Here is a 14,767-nt window from a genome sequence, read left to right on the forward strand (position 1 = left end):
TGTGAATTCTATGAAAATGAAGGACATGATTAATGAGTATGTGAGAGCCTATAATTCTTTTGATATCGAGGGGATGATTGCTCTTCTGCATGAGGAGATCGAGTTCAGAAACATATCAAGCGGATCGATCGACGTGGAGACCAAAGGAATCGAGGAATTTCGAGAGATCGCCGAACAGTCCAAGTCGTTATTCTCCTATCGTTGTCAGACGATCATTGCTTATTCGTTCGAAGATGACAAGACTCAGGTTGAGATCGACTACGAGGGCATTCTTGCTAAAGATCTCCCCAACGGTATGAAGGCCGGCGAGAAGATTCATCTGAAGGGAAAGTCCGTATTTGCGTTTAGAGACGATAAAGTAGCAGTGATAGAGGATCATAGTTGATTGAGCAGATGGAACTCAGGTGCACCTGAGTTGATCATTCCAAACTGTATTAACACCATCTCTTGCGTTGGTGGGAAGGCAGGAAGAGTTTATCTATAGTCGTTTAATCCCGGGAATAGGGTTCCTCCACATGGTATTATTTGGTTAGTGTACTGAGAAAAAGGGAGTGAGCGAGTGTCAGAAATCAACATCGATCGAAGCAGTCCGGAAGAAGCGCTTGCGGTACGGACGAACCTGATTCAATATAATGCACAGCATATCGCAGAAGATTTGCAGCAGAATTACGAGGAGATCAACTTACATATAAAGGATAAGAATGGTGAAATCGCAGGCGGGATCAATAGCGTGTTTTGCTGGAATTGGATTGAGGTCGATATTCTATGGGTGGATGATCGATCCCGGGGCCGGGGTTACGGTTCAAGATTGTTACAGGAGATCGAGAGGATAGCCAGAGAAAAGAAATGCACCTTCATCAAGCTCAATACGTTCAGCTTTCAAGCGCCGCTGTTCTATCAAAAGCATGGATTTCAAGAGATTGCACGTATCGACGATGCCCCAAGAGGGCATCAGCATTATTATTTGATAAAGCATTTGGTGTAGAAACATTAAGCCGGGTTTATGAAGGAAGGTCAATGAATAAAACCAACAACTATCCAAAGGAGCTTGATATGATTAGATTGCAGCCCATCGATAAGGATAATTGGACCGAATGCATTAAACTGAAAGCGAAGCAGGAGCAAGAAGGCTTTATCGCCTCCAATCTGTATTCGATTGCTCAGTATCAATTTCTTGAACATTTTGAAGCGATGGCCATTTATGAAGAGCAGACGATGGTCGGATTCGCGTTGTATGGCTTAGACTCCGATGACGGGAACTACTGGATTTACCGTTTGATGATCGACGGTAACTTTCAAAGGAAGGGTTACGGTAAAGCGGCTTTGCGATACATAATCGAAGAAATCCGAAACAAACCTGACCGGACGGATGTCCTTATGATAAGTTTTGATCCGAAGAACGAACAGGCCAGGCAGCTTTATGTCAAAGCGGGTTTTGAGGAGATCGGCGTCATGCCGTGGTCGGAGGGTGAGTCCGTAGCAAAGCTGATGCTGTAAACCCTCAGCCTACAAGTGTGCGGAGAGGATGATGCTGATATGAAAATCGTAGTGACTGGCGGCGCCATCATCCGGGATCATCAAGGGCGAATATTGCTTCAGAGACGCTCGGATTACGGCAATTGGGGACTTCCCGGTGGCGGTATGGAAGCCGGAGAATCCGTGGAAGAGACGATGAGACGGGAAGTACTCGAAGAGACGGGGCTGGTCGTCAACGATCATGAACTCTATGGGGTTTATAGCGGACCCAGAATGCAGTATCGCTATCCGGACGGAAATGAGGTCGTGTTTGTCATGTTTATTTTTAACGCGACGGTGGATTTGGAAGGGAAGACAGAAGATCAGGGCAGAATCCTTATTTATCACGATGTGAACAACGAGTCGTTGCAGTTGGAATTCAAGGCAATGCATGAGATTGATCTAGAGGATATCAGCACTGTGCAAAGACCGGTATTTGAGGATCTGCAAAGCGGAAAGTCACACATTTTAAGAACATGAATCTATCTTGCATACGATAAAAAGGGAGTGCCTACTGTTTGTGACAGTTGTGCACTCCCTTTTAGTAGCCTAACTAGAGATCGGCTTCATACCCCAATAATTGGGTAAAGTCCTGGAATATATCAGAATAATAATACATAACCTTAATGTTATTATTGTCATCGGTGGCTTTCTGACCCTTGCTTCGGATAATGGGAATGAACTCCGCATAGGATGCGCCATTCAAAGCTATTCGAACAGGCTGTTTAGGGTTGCTTAATTGTTCGTAAGTATAAAAGGAAGGCTCCCCGTTCACGTTGATCTGCAAGTCGATTTTCTCTGAAGCCTTCACGGCCAGATAGAACTCCGGTACGGAATCGGGATTCACTAAAGCAAAGTCAGCAACCGGACTTTCTCCGTGTCCAGACGGAGTTCCCGCATAGATAAAGTTTCTTGTTCCATTTGGGATGAGATCATCTGCCGATGGTTCCCGGACATAGTCGCTGTCTTCATAAAATTCGTATATGCGATGCAGGACGACTGCGGTTTCGGCTAACGTTACCTTTTGATTCGGACGAAAATACCCTTTCGCGTCAGGTTTCATGATGCCGGCCTCGGCAAAACCGAGCAGCGCATAAGCTTTAACGTAATCGAGATCGGAGGCTAAGGAAGGCCCCCATTTTTTGTCTTGCATCAATCCGATTTCAGGTGCCAATGGTTGATAGGCGTACTTCCATTTTTCGTATTGGTTGTAGGAATTGAAATACCTTTTGGGAAGATCTTTGATTTCCCGCAGCCTGGCAATCTCCTCACTATCCGATAACTCCAAGGAATATCCAATATCATCGAACAGCGCATTCAGCGTAATCAATAAGTCCCAGCGTGTTAACACTTTCTCCGGTATAAACTTGAATGTTTCGTCATGATAATTGATTTTGTCGGCGGCCGCAATTAATCCGCTCGGCGCCGACGGTATGCTGCCGTATACATCTTTAAACATCTGGTAGGAGGGATGTCCATTTGGGACCCCGGGTATCTTGATGTTCTTATCGCTTTCGACCCGTAAATCGGTAAACAGCCGATGAACCATGAGCGTGAGATCGGACTTGGTTACCATCCTGCCTAAAGTTTTTGTCCGATACTCCATATTCTCAAAGACTCCATGGGATCTCAGGAAATCAACGGATCCATTGGCCCAGGCATATTTGTTTTGACTGGTTTCCGCCGCGCTTGCCATGGATGTCATGCACAACGATAGAATGAGGGTAAAAGATAATAATCGACGCCACCTTTTTAGAAACATGAAATCCTCCTGTATGTATCTATGTATTGGATTAATATTCCTCCATTGTAGACGACAAATTATGACAGGAGCAATGTTTTTATGAATATATACATAGCAATAAGGAGTTGGCCTGCGCACACTTCTGTTTGAACGTATCGGATGAGGAGAAGAATATCGGAATATCGACCATGAAAGGTAATTTTGACGGAATTTTTTTAATGTAACCGTTGACATTACGGAACAAAATGGTAATATTTTAAGTCATTAGATATATAGCGGTTAAATTGGTGCCTATTGGCTTCTTTCAAGGCCATGTAATAACAGATTTCTGCTATCTTGGATAGTGAATGCAATGCAGCCTATGACGGAGGAGGTATGTATGGGAATAGACTGGTATGATATGATCGCGCGAAGGAATGGCGGCTACAAAGGAAGAGCGGTGTGTACCGTCGTCGGCAGGTCGGCGGAAGAGGTGTTTGAGGAGCGGTTAGTGGAGATGCTGCCGCAGTTTCATTCGGTGCTGGACGCAGGCTGCGGGCATGGCGAGTTCACGCTCCGGATGTCCAGACATGCTAAGAACATCATTGGTTTTGACAACTCCGCGGAGATGATCCGAATCTCCCAATCCTTACTCGAAAGCAGCGGAATCGGTAATGTGGAATTTGTGTTTGCCACAACGAAGACCGAGTTGCCCTTTCAAAACGCTCAGTTTGATCTCATCTATGACCGCAGAGGTCCCACCTCGATCCTCGAACATCCCAGGATATTAGCTTCAGGCGGTACCGTCATCGGCATACATAATGATGTGACTGCCGTTCGAAGGCGATTGTCGGAGAATGGCTACATGAATGTCGAGATTGAGGAGTATAATGAAGCGATTACTTACTTCCCGAATGCCCGCGAATTTGCATTGTTTCTGTCGGATGTGCCGGGTAATCCCGATTTCACCTTGCCGGAAATGAAGGGTGAACTCGAGGCCAAGATACGGGAGAATCAGACCGACGGGCAGCTTGGAGTCCGTGAACACAAATACATCTGGAAAGCCATGAAGAAGTGACGTCAAGTCGTTTATCATACCGAAAAAGGAGTGTTGCGTTATGGATCATGAGTTCAACCGGAAGTGGCTGGAGGACAAATTTGAAAACATCCGCAGCCGTACCTTAAAAGTGCTGGTGCAGTTAAACGATGAGCAAGTCAATTGGCGGCCCAACCATTCCAGTCTGAGCATTTCAACGTTGATCAGGCACATCGAAGGCAACATTCAAGAGCGGGTCATGAAAGGGATTCTGCACAAAGACATCACGCGAAACCGCGAGGAAGAGCTGACGCAGGTTTTTGTCAGCCGGGATGATCTGATTCAGATTGTAAAGAATCGGTTTCAGTTCCTGATCGATACGGTAAAATCCATGTCGAGTGAGGACTTTGAACAGGTTCAACAGGTACGCGGTAAAGAACGAAGCAATCTCGACATACTGCATCAATGCGCCACGCATTATTCGGAGCATATGGGTCAAATTTTTTATATCGCGAAGCAGTGTTTGGCGGTTCAATATAAAGCTACATCGATCTAATAAGCAAGCCCCCCTTAGCTGGGTATCCAGCGATCAAGGGGGACTTTTATTTTACGGTTGACCAGGAGAAGGGACCTGGTGGGTCTCTTTTTTCTGCATAATGCTCGTCAGCGGCTCGGGCTCCCGATACGTGATCGATTCATTAACCCCGGCATCCAGTTGCCCGTTATTGAACTGTACGCCGATAAGATGCGTGCCGGATGGCGCTGAAATGCCTAAAGAGCGTCCGCTGGTGGAGGTTCCGTTCAGGCCCTGATTGTTGCCCGGCGTGAAGACGGCCAGCAGTTGAGACGGTGAGAGACCTTTCCCATCAGCATTATAGTTGGCAAGGAACTGCTCCATGCTTAGGTCGTAACAGCAAGGCTGTTTCTTGATCCAGATCACCTTGGTTTCATTAGGACGGATGAGGGTGTCCGTGCTGTAGCGATCCTTCGTAATGGTCCAGCGGTTGGACTTGGATTTGTCGAACGGAAGAGCAGGGTCGTAATAATAGTAGATTTGATACCCTTCCAGGTCGATTTCCCGATCCGAGGGGTTGTAAATCTCCACATAATTGTAATTCCCCTGCTCGTTCGAGTTAGCGACCACCTCGGTGATGTGCAGTGCGGTGGTTAAGGGCAGCTTGGGTACCGTTTCTTCGGTGGTTTTATCGGATCTTTGCAGGGTACCTTCCATCATGACGGGATAATGATCGCTAGGGTATTGGCCGACTTCATTGTAGTTGATAATCTCGCTGTGCAGGACATTCCAGCCCTGGCTGTGCAGAATCCAATCGATCCGGTTTCCACTGCCGCCGCCCGTAGGGTCCTTGTAATTATGAAAGGTTCCCAGGTCATCGTTGGTGCGTTTCTTGGCGGTGACATGTCCATCCGACATCCCGTTGCTTGTAAAAATAGAATACGTATCGCTTCCCGGACGGGTATTGAAGTCGCCGGTTATGACAACAGGGATATCCGAGGCAAAAGCCTTCATTTTGTCGACAATGAGTTCAGCGCTCTTCTGCCGGGAAACCTCGGATTGGTGATCCAGATGCGTGTTGACCATATAAAAGGTTTTGCCGTTCTGAAGATCCTGGAAGCGAACCCAGGTTGCCATCCGCGGAATCTGGTTCCCCCAGCTGGCGGAGCTGATCGTCTGCGGCGTATCGGACAGCCAGAAGTGAGACTGTTCCAATGGCTTCAGTCGTTCCGTATTATAAAAGATCGCCATATACTCGCCTAAGCTCCCGCCTTCACGTCCGACTCCAATCCGACCATATCCCGGCAGGTCATTCTCCAGATCGAGGATTTGCCGGTGAAGCCCTTCCTGCGTTCCGATGACGTCCGGTTTATGCTCCAGGATGAGGTTCTTGGTGACGGGGCGGCGTTTCTCCCAAGGTTGACTGTCATTGGCGGCATAACGCAGGTTGAAGCTCATAACACGCAAAGGCCCAGGCGATGCTTCCGCGGTACTTCCCAGCTCGCCGGAAGGGGAGAGCGACGCCGTCGTCAGAAATGTTAGCATCATGAACAGGCTGGTGATTTTGGGGATTCTCATTAAAGTTCCTCCTTTGTCATGTGCAAGAATTGATTCCTTCTAAAGTGGACGTTAAGTAGATGTATCCTGTCCTCCCTTCCTGATTTGCCCATATCATATCTTATTTTTAGTTGGCTGCGTATTTACAATATTTTAGGTTTTTGTTTTCCTTTTGGGTAATCGTGGAGGAAATGGATGAGTGCATCAGGAATAATACCATTTAGGAATTGAGGTGATATGGTTTGAAGCCATTGAATTATAGCGCATTGATCTGCTCTTTGATTATCGGGATATCCATCGTAACGGCAAGTTTTATACTTCAGGGGACTGAGAGTTTAAAGTCGGTGCCAGCTGTAACGGATGAAGCCTATTCGATGCAAACGGAAAGCCCATTAATGACCCTTGAACAAACGGCCGAATTCTTGAACCTTACCGAGTCTCAGGTGAAAAGTATCATCTCATCCGAGAATGCGCTAAGAGCGCAGGGTGACTCCGAGGAGGTGTCGTTTCCTTATATTGTGGTGCAAAACGAAATCTACGTTAGCCAAATAGGGCTTATCTCGTGGCTTGAGGGGGCTACGCGGGAAAGAAGGATATATTGATCATGCGATTGTTACGATCTAAGGCCCTTAAACTAACGTGAAGATGGACAAAGCATGCACTCAACCAGAGGTTGAGTACATGTTAGCTTACTCTACTTCCGCGTTATGTTTTTTCGTGATGTTGTTGTGTATAGTAGAGGCATCTCATGGAAAGCGTGGTGTCTGGATTGATGAATCAGGCAAACGGCGTGATTGGTAACAATATCGGCAGGCTGCGAAAACAGCTCGGCATCACACAGGAGCTATTGGCTAACAGACTCGGCGTCAGCTATCAAGCCGTAAGTAAATGGGAGAATGGACAATCTTGCCCGGATATTTTACTGATTCCGATACTGGCAGATGTATTCGGAGTCACGATCGATGAGCTTTTTGGCAGGACTGTCCATAACATCGATTTACGAAAAGGACTCGTACTTGAGTATTTGTTCGACGGCAATGTGAGAGATACCAGTGGGGAGGGACATCATGGGCGACTAGAAGGCGGGAATTATGGCGAAGACCGCTTTGGCCGAAAGGGCGGGGCTTTAGTGTTGGATGGCGGAAGTCATTATGTCCGGATCGATCAACCGCCCATTCTTGTGAATGATGCTTTTTCAGTATCCGTATGGTGTTATTATGATGCACACAAGATCCTCCGTGGATGGAATAGCGCGATTGTCTCGCAAGATGGCCATCACCAGAACCGGGCGATGCAGCTTAGCACGAAGGATGAGTATATTACGTTCCATGGTTTCCTTAGAGAACCGGATCTATCGATGAACACCAAGATCGTGAAGGAGCACTGGTATCATGTGGTTATAACCTATGAGGAATCCCGTTACCGTATGGTTGTCAATGGCCGTCTCGTTGCTGAGCGTACAGGCAGTTTTACACCCTATAATAAAGAACCGATGTATGTAGGTAGAAAATCAACCGATGAACCGTATTTCTTTTTCCAAGGGCGTATCGACGACCTGCGGATCTATAATCGTGCCATGCAGGACCGTGAGATCGAAGCCCTCTATCTTGAAAGTGGTTATAAGCCTGCCCCAATGCCGCATGTGGAGTCTGCGGAGGAGCCCATTCCGGTTCTTGAGGGATTGGACGACATCCGTATGATATTTACAAAAGATACCATTGACTCAGCGGCTGACTGGTATACCCGAAATTTAGGATTCAACATATTGATGCAGGAAGAAAGCTTCTTTATCTTAACGTTGTACAACAGCCCGAATATGATATTGGAATGCGTGAAAGCAAGGGAGCTGGAGTCTGGACATGAGGCCTCATTTATATTCAAAACCAATCGGGATATCGTAGAACTGAGCTCTTATTTATCTGCCGCTGGTGCGAGAATTGAGCAAATTCGGGACGAAGGCTTCGCATGGTTTCTGGATTTTATGGATCCTTATGGACAAGCTTGGATCATTATGCGCGAGAAGGGGAGTCATTTGAGTTGAAGTTGTAATAACGTCGTGCGATTGCGCGTTATGCCCGTTAACGGTAGAATGATGTTAAGTAGTTGATATTTCATCCAAGAACCCTCCTCATGGTTAACACCAAAGGTGGGTTTTGTTTATTTATGATCAAGTGCAGAGGAATGAGGATATGACGGAAAATGGAATTGTGCTCGTGGTTAGCGTGACCCTTGTTCAAGGGGATCAAGTGCTTATCATTCAAGAAAATAAACCTTCGGTGCGGGATACCTGGAACTTCCCGGGAGGGCGCATCGAGCCTGGGGAAGCTATGCATGAGGCGGCTATAAGAGAAGTGAAGGAAGAGACGGGATATGATGTCCATTTGACAGGAACCACAGGCGTGTATCCATTCATAAGCAGTTTGAATCACCCTGTGATCATGTTCCATTTTACCGGAAAAGTGGTGGGAGGCTCGCTACATTTGGGAGCAGGCGAGATTAAGGATGCCCGGTGGGTCACACTGCCTGACATCTTAGCTGATCACAGCATGAAGATCAGGGATGTCGAAGTCATGAGACAGATCGTTGAGAATCTCAGGAATGGCGTCCACCACTCGCTTGAATTGTTTCATCCGTCTTTGCTTCTAACTTCGAGGTCATCGCATATTCATAATGCTTAGCGGATTATTTCGTATTATTTTTTGCTGTGGAACACAGTTCTTTCGTATGGGAAGATACGATGATGTATCAAGGAGGTAAGGAAGTGGCCAGCATCCGTTTTCCCCTGGGTTCCTTTGAGCCAAAGGTGGAGCCGACATTGGAGGAGAGGCAGAGGTTTATACAACAGATACCTTCAATCGTACCAACGCTCCGGCAAATCATAATGAAATGCCCCCTTTCCCAGCTGCATATGCCTTATCGTGAAGAGGGCTGGAGTATTCAGCAAATCGTGCACCATCTGGCTGATAACGACATGAACGCATACTTGCGATTTAAACGTGCATTGACCGAGGATGAGCCGATGGCAAACTCGTACCGAGAGGATTTATGGGCTGAACTGAGTGATTACACGGAGGTTCCCATTGAGAACTCGCTTACGCTTCTGGAAACACTTCATTTTCGTTTTCTTATACTGCTTAAGGACTTACGGCCCGAGGATTTCAAAAGAACCATGAGAACTCAACTGCTCGGCAGCATTACACTGGATATCGCGTTGCAGCGATTTGTGTGGCACAACCAGCATCATATCGCGCAGATAACATCCATATTGAACCGTGAAAACGCGAAGTTACATAAGGAGTGAGCCCAATTGAGCTGGAGATCCAAGTATGCTTATGGAGGCATTGTGTTCAATCAGAATCAAGAGGTCCTCATGAGAAGTCCGCGCGGCCATTGGGGCGGCTATTATTTTATTAGAAATCCAAAGGAGCTATCAAATCATGGGAATGTCAGATTACTATAAGGATCTAAGAGAAAAGATCGGAGACCAGCTAATATTCATGCCGTCCGTTGCGGGCATTATCCGTAATGATCAGGATTTTGTTTTATTTGGAAGAAAGCATCACGAAGATGTATGGGGACTTGTGGCCGGTGCCATCGAGCTGGGAGAATCCCCGGCAGAGGCGATGGTTCGCGAAGCGAAGGAAGAAACTGGGCTAGATGTCGTACCTGAACGAATCATTGGGGTATATGGCGGAAAAGAACGCCGATATACGTACAGCAACGGACATCAAGTGGAGTACCTCACGATTGTGTTTGATTGCCGCATCATTTCGGGTAAGTTGGATCGTGAGAATAACGAGTTTGCTGAACTCGTGTTCTTTCCGGAGGATCAGCTGCCACCCACGGCTTTAAAATATCCGGAGCATATTTTCTTCAAAGCGAATGGAGAGCGGGCTCATTTCTGATAGAAAGCATAACAGATTGAAATCTAAAACGTACGCATGAACTTCCTGGGAGGTGGCGTCTGTGTCGGAGAGAATGGAAACAAGATGGAATCCGCATGCTGCCGTTCTTGGTTTAATCGTAGGCATATACGTTGTGATTTACGCCGGAGTAATCATCCGGTTGATTTACCACTATCATGTTGTGTTGTCTTTCGTATCGGTCGTTCTGGTTTCTTTGCCTGTGCTGTTGCTGCTGTTCATTCTGTACCTGATATTCAAAGCATCGAGGAGCAAGTTACATTCCATGCATTATTGGTCGACTGGCATTATCGGGGTACTTCTTCTATCTTTTTCAATCTACGCCCTAAGTTACAACCAATCACAACACTACTTCGATTACAACCGTTGGGTTGGTTATCCCGAACAAAGATCGATGATGGTGGACGATTTTTTACAGAAACATGATTTGATCGGTTTAACTCAGGGGGAAGTGTTGGACCGTCTGGGTGCAAACGACAATGCCAAATGGAATGCCGCTGACGATAAAGCCGTGTATGATCTTGGAGCACTGCGAAGGGCCGATTACAAGAGTGAGGGTCTCTTTATATACTTTGATGATCGTGGCTATGTCAAAAGCTATGAGATCTTACCGGATAGGAAATACAGATGATTTCCCTTCCCTGGACAAGACAATAGAAAGCAGGTCCCCTATGACGTTAAAAGCGATAATCTTTGATTTGGATGAGACACTAACGGACAGAAGGTCGGCGATTGACTCGTTTATTGAGCGATTGATTGCCAGGTATTTCCCGGACTCCGATGAAGATGCTCAGTTTAGGATAGCCAAGCGATTTAAGGAAGCCGATCAGAACGGCTACCGGGATAAGCGTGAAGTGTATAAGATGCTGGTCGAGCATCTTCCGTGGGAGAATCCGCCTACGGTCGATGAATACCTGACATTTTTCAGGGAAGCTATCCCGCTTTGTATCCAGCCGATGGATCAGCTGTTTCCTGTACTTCGTCATTTGAAGTCTAAGGGGCTGAGGCTTGGCATCATTTCGAATGGAACCGCCCAAGTTCAAGAGGGGAAGATCCGTCAATTGGGTATACGCGAGTACTTCGATTCCATCGTGATTTCCGAAGAGGCTGGCGTCAAAAAACCGGATCCCAGGATCTATAGGAAGGCTTTAGATTTGTTAAACGTACGGCCATCAGAGACGTGGTTCGTCGGCGACCACCCGCATAACGATATCATCGGAGCAGCACAATGCGGAATCAAACCCATATGGTTTACGCGAGATGGAAATTGGAACTACTCTGAAGAAATAAAGCCATATCGGACGATACACAAGCTGGAAGAATTGATTCATATGTATGCCGAACACGATTGAGGGCTAGCAAAAAGGTAAAGTCCAGTGTCTTGGAGGTGCAGTTAATGAAGCGATTTAAAAGCGATAATGGACAAAAGCTCGTCTATGAATCCTATGACCGCCTGATGGCAGGATGGACGGTACCTTACGAGCAGCACCATATATCCACCTCGTACGGGATGACACACGTAATAACGGCAGGTTCATCGGATCTTCCCCCGCTGCTGTTATTGCATGGAACGGGCGATAACGTCGCCATGATGTGGATATATAATGTGGCGGAGTTATCCCGGAATTTCCATATCATCGCCGTGGATAATATCGGAGGTTCGGGAAAAAGCGAGCCGAATGACCGGTATGCACATGACTTTAATCAGGCAAAATGGCTGGACGAGATCCTTGAGGCGATGAATGTTGACGCAACCTATATTGCCGGCGTATCCTATGGAGCTTATCTGGCCTACCATTACGCCATTGTCAGACCGGATCGGGTAAGAAAAATTGTATGCTTGGCTGGCGGCATTGCCGGAAGTCAATCTGAGCTGATGAGCAAAATGATGCGGGCTTTTCTACCGGAAGCATTGTTTCCTTCAGAACGGAGTGTGCGTAAACTGCTTCGCAAGCTGTGCGGTACGAATGCAGATGCATTCGAGAACCATACCGACCTTATGCAGCACTGGTTCTACTTGCTGAAGCACTTTAACAATCGCTCCATGATGAAACACACTATCACAATCCATTCGTCTGCCGACATTCAGACTATACGCAGCAAGACATTGTTCGTTATAGGTGAGCAGGATCTGCTTAGTTATTATCCGAAGGCGGTTGCCAGACTGGAGGCGAATGGGATGCGGTACCGCCTCGTTCCGGGCGCGGGCCATGCGATCAATCACGAGATGCCGGACCTTGTTCATGAAGAGATAATAGGCTTTTGCAAGGAAGCTTGAGGGGAGGGGGATGAACATTGAATTTAAAACGATTCATCTGGCTGTTTATAAGTGCGCTTCTCTGTCTGCTGGTGGTTCTATTCGGGAATGCGATGACACCTAAACTCGGCACGAGTTCGGGGAATGGCAATCCTGCCATTCTGCTGTTCATCCCTCTGAGCATACTTTTTCTTGTTTTGGTGAATCAATGGATTCGTGTCTTCAAAGGTTTGAAGATGTCACTCATCTCGTTAAGTTTGTTGATCTTTACCCTGGCTGGCTATATCATAGCGGGTTACGTATATCAGCTCCGAAGACTCGAAATCTATAGACAAATTCAAGCGGAGGCATTCGAATCAGAATATGGTAAAGTCGATTGGGCTCATATCGAATCCATTACGTCCGGTATTTTATCGATACATATGAATAATCAATTCTTTAATGTAAACACGTACTTCATGATGATGGCCTTTTCGCTTTTACTGTGCTTTTTGTACAAGTTGATTGAAGGATTCATAAACAGAAGTCAAGGAACCTCTGCGGAGAATTAAATCAGTAATCTAGGTGGATAGGAGGAGCATGGTATGTCAACAAACGGGATTTACGATAAGCAGGCCGAAGCTTATGAGGCCATGATTAGCAAGCAGCCTGACTTAGCGGGAGTTATTTATGAAAAAAAACCATACGAGGGGCTGGATGTACTTGATTTGGGGGCAGGCTCAGGACGATTATCTATGCTGCTAGCTGGAGACGTCAGATCTTTGATATGTACTGACATAGCGCAGCCGATGCTGGATATTTTGGATGATAAATTGTCTGAAGCCTATAATTCTCGTAATTGGACGACCGTAGTCGCTGATCATCGCAGCCTGCCGATTGATTCATCGAGTGTGGATCTGATCGTATCGGGCTGGAGCATTAGTTATCTGGCCGATTTGAGTCATGACGATTGGCGTGAGAATCTTGAACTTGTCATGACAGAGCTGCAGCGAGTATTGAGACCAGGCGGGACGATTGTGATTCTGGAAACGATGGGAACCGGAACGGAGACACCGAATCCTCCCGATTTCTTAACGGGTTATTACGAACAGTTGGAGCATCAATATCGATTTAACCATCAGTGGATTCGAACGGATTATGTTTTTGAAACAGTTGAAGAAGCGCTGCATCACACGGGATTCTTTTTCGGAGAAGAGCTGACGGACAAGATTCAGGCGAACCAATGGTCAACCGTGCCGGAATGCGCGGGGATCTGGTGGAAGCATGTTTAGGTTAGGACGGTGATGTGGCCTCGTGGAATTTCTAATGTATGTGGTCTTGTTTATTCTTAACATTTCGATATACAAGTGGATTTTCAGAAGGATTTTCGATGATGTGGATGATCTGAAGCAGTCGGTAAAGTATTCGTTGACGCCGGATATCATCTCCTTGTTCCGCAGACGTTTTTGGAAGGATCAATTTGGAGAGCTGAAGCTGACCGTATTCTATTTTTGTTGTTTAGGGATCTTTGTCATAGAGTGCGTGGTATTGACCAAGGTGGTTGACGTGATCTTTCAATGAATTAGCTATCATGGGTTGAACGGTTACGTACCGCTGAATCTGTGGTAGAATTGCGAAGGACAATAACCCAGACACATTCTACTGGAGAAGCAGGGAACGTATATTAGCCCTGCTTTTTTGATTTGAAGATGTTTGCTAATGGATCATAAGGAGAATAGAGAATGCCAACGATGATTACAAAGTCATTTGATCAAGAAATGCAGCGATGTTTAAGTGAAATTACATCGGCTTATCATGCAGGGGAACTGAGCACGATGGACCTAGCGGAATTACCGGAAGAAATCTATATCATTGAGGTGGAAGATGAGATGGTGGGGTACGGAGTCGTGTGGGAATACGATAACGGGAAGCAGCTCATCCAGAAGGCCGAACAAGATTATTTTAGCGCCGATGAGCGGTATTTGGAGAAGGACTTCTATATTGATGTCAAGAACAAGAAGGATTTTATCTTTATCCAAGCCTTGGATGTACTCAAAGAATTCGAAAACAAAGGGTATGCGGCTTCCTTCGTGAACTGGCTCAAAGCAAAGTATCCTAACAAAAAAATGTATGTCTATACCCTGGAAAAATCACGGAATTTCTGGTTCAAGCAGAATTTCGAGATTCTAGGAAGTACGGCATGGATGACCTTTAATTAAGGTATCTTGCAGCATCAAAATTATTCGAGGGAAGTTCATTGCGT

Annotated in this window: 20 protein-coding genes; 18 read left to right on the top strand and 2 right to left on the bottom strand. The window is 46.3% G+C overall.

Annotation, left to right across the window (positions count from 1 at the left end; translation table 11 throughout):
• The first annotated feature begins 10 nt into the window (after positions 1 to 10).
• From AK95_RS10245 to AK95_RS10260, 4 genes are all read left to right on the top strand, one after another.
• Positions 11 to 385 carry a nuclear transport factor 2 family protein gene (locus AK95_RS10245; protein ID WP_481855848.1) on the top strand — a complete coding sequence of 125 codons (375 nt, stop codon included), beginning with the start codon at positions 11 to 13 and terminating at the stop codon, positions 383 to 385.
• 174 nt (positions 386 to 559) lie between these two features.
• Positions 560 to 985 (top strand): GNAT family N-acetyltransferase, encoded by a 426-nt coding sequence (locus AK95_RS10250; protein ID WP_071219875.1) that lies wholly within the window; start codon positions 560 to 562, stop codon positions 983 to 985.
• Between the two features lie 68 nt (positions 986 to 1,053).
• Entirely contained in the window at positions 1,054 to 1,497 is a 444-nt protein-coding gene (locus AK95_RS10255; protein ID WP_071220462.1) for a GNAT family N-acetyltransferase, read from the top strand.
• Positions 1,498 to 1,536: 39 nt separating this feature from the next.
• Positions 1,537 to 1,995 (top strand): NUDIX domain-containing protein, encoded by a 459-nt coding sequence (locus AK95_RS10260; protein WP_071219876.1) that lies wholly within the window; start codon positions 1,537 to 1,539, stop codon positions 1,993 to 1,995.
• Positions 1,996 to 2,068: 73 nt separating this feature from the next.
• On the opposite strand, the gene AK95_RS10265 is transcribed toward AK95_RS10260, so the two are convergent.
• A complete protein-coding gene (locus AK95_RS10265) occupies positions 2,069 to 3,277 on the bottom strand; it encodes an S-layer homology domain-containing protein (protein ID WP_071219877.1) in 1,209 nt (402 codons plus the stop codon).
• 361 nt (positions 3,278 to 3,638) lie between these two features.
• Here AK95_RS10265 and AK95_RS10270 point away from each other — a divergent pair, with 361 nt between their 5' ends.
• Together AK95_RS10270 and AK95_RS10275 are read left to right on the top strand one after the other, a co-directional pair.
• Complete coding sequence (locus AK95_RS10270) at positions 3,639 to 4,316, top strand: class I SAM-dependent methyltransferase (RefSeq protein WP_071219878.1); 678 nt, start codon at positions 3,639 to 3,641, stop codon at positions 4,314 to 4,316.
• Positions 4,317 to 4,356: 40 nt separating this feature from the next.
• Complete coding sequence (locus tag AK95_RS10275; protein WP_071219879.1) at positions 4,357 to 4,830, top strand: DinB family protein; 474 nt, start codon at positions 4,357 to 4,359, stop codon at positions 4,828 to 4,830.
• A gap of 51 nt (positions 4,831 to 4,881) precedes the next feature.
• Here the strand turns inward: AK95_RS10275 and AK95_RS10280 are convergent, their stop codons facing one another.
• A complete protein-coding gene (locus AK95_RS10280) occupies positions 4,882 to 6,366 on the bottom strand; it encodes an endonuclease/exonuclease/phosphatase family protein (RefSeq protein ID WP_071219880.1) in 1,485 nt (494 codons plus the stop codon).
• Positions 6,367 to 6,587: 221 nt separating this feature from the next.
• On the opposite strand from AK95_RS10280, the gene AK95_RS10285 reads away from it, so the two are divergent.
• The 12 genes from AK95_RS10285 to AK95_RS10340 all read left to right on the top strand — a co-directional run bounded on the left by AK95_RS10285 (position 6,588) and on the right by AK95_RS10340 (position 14,723).
• The gene (locus AK95_RS10285) at positions 6,588 to 6,947 is read left to right on the top strand and encodes a hypothetical protein (protein ID WP_071219881.1); all 360 of its coding nucleotides are present in this window, start codon (positions 6,588 to 6,590) and stop codon (positions 6,945 to 6,947) included.
• Positions 6,948 to 7,093: 146 nt separating this feature from the next.
• Positions 7,094 to 8,386 (top strand): LamG-like jellyroll fold domain-containing protein, encoded by a 1,293-nt coding sequence (locus AK95_RS10290; protein WP_235613078.1) that lies wholly within the window; start codon positions 7,094 to 7,096, stop codon positions 8,384 to 8,386.
• 148 nt (positions 8,387 to 8,534) lie between these two features.
• Entirely contained in the window at positions 8,535 to 9,023 is a 489-nt protein-coding gene (locus AK95_RS10295; protein WP_071220464.1) for an NUDIX hydrolase, read from the top strand.
• 83 nt (positions 9,024 to 9,106) lie between these two features.
• Positions 9,107 to 9,646, top strand: a complete 540-nt coding sequence (locus tag AK95_RS10300; RefSeq protein ID WP_235613079.1) for a YfiT family bacillithiol transferase — start codon at positions 9,107 to 9,109, stop codon at positions 9,644 to 9,646.
• Between the two features lie 136 nt (positions 9,647 to 9,782).
• Complete coding sequence (locus AK95_RS10305) at positions 9,783 to 10,250, top strand: NUDIX domain-containing protein (RefSeq protein ID WP_071219883.1); 468 nt, start codon at positions 9,783 to 9,785, stop codon at positions 10,248 to 10,250.
• Positions 10,251 to 10,311: 61 nt separating this feature from the next.
• Positions 10,312 to 10,899 (top strand): hypothetical protein, encoded by a 588-nt coding sequence (locus AK95_RS10310; RefSeq protein WP_071219884.1) that lies wholly within the window; start codon positions 10,312 to 10,314, stop codon positions 10,897 to 10,899.
• A 40-nt stretch (positions 10,900 to 10,939) separates the two neighbouring features.
• A complete protein-coding gene (locus tag AK95_RS10315; RefSeq protein WP_071219885.1) occupies positions 10,940 to 11,620 on the top strand; it encodes an HAD family hydrolase in 681 nt (226 codons plus the stop codon).
• A gap of 44 nt (positions 11,621 to 11,664) precedes the next feature.
• The gene (locus AK95_RS10320; protein ID WP_071219886.1) at positions 11,665 to 12,546 is read left to right on the top strand and encodes an alpha/beta fold hydrolase; all 882 of its coding nucleotides are present in this window, start codon (positions 11,665 to 11,667) and stop codon (positions 12,544 to 12,546) included.
• Positions 12,547 to 12,563: 17 nt separating this feature from the next.
• Entirely contained in the window at positions 12,564 to 13,076 is a 513-nt protein-coding gene (locus AK95_RS10325) for a hypothetical protein (RefSeq protein WP_071219887.1), read from the top strand.
• A gap of 33 nt (positions 13,077 to 13,109) precedes the next feature.
• Positions 13,110 to 13,796 (top strand): class I SAM-dependent methyltransferase, encoded by a 687-nt coding sequence (locus tag AK95_RS10330; protein ID WP_071219888.1) that lies wholly within the window; start codon positions 13,110 to 13,112, stop codon positions 13,794 to 13,796.
• 103 nt (positions 13,797 to 13,899) lie between these two features.
• Entirely contained in the window at positions 13,900 to 14,085 is a 186-nt protein-coding gene (locus AK95_RS10335; RefSeq protein ID WP_235613080.1) for a hypothetical protein, read from the top strand.
• 161 nt (positions 14,086 to 14,246) lie between these two features.
• Entirely contained in the window at positions 14,247 to 14,723 is a 477-nt protein-coding gene (locus AK95_RS10340) for a GNAT family N-acetyltransferase (RefSeq protein ID WP_071219890.1), read from the top strand.
• Positions 14,724 to 14,767 lie beyond the last annotated feature (44 nt).

The sequence above is a fragment of the Paenibacillus sp. LC231 genome, from assembly GCF_001860525.1.
Classification (GTDB): Bacteria; Bacillota; Bacilli; order Paenibacillales; family Paenibacillaceae; genus Paenibacillus_AQ.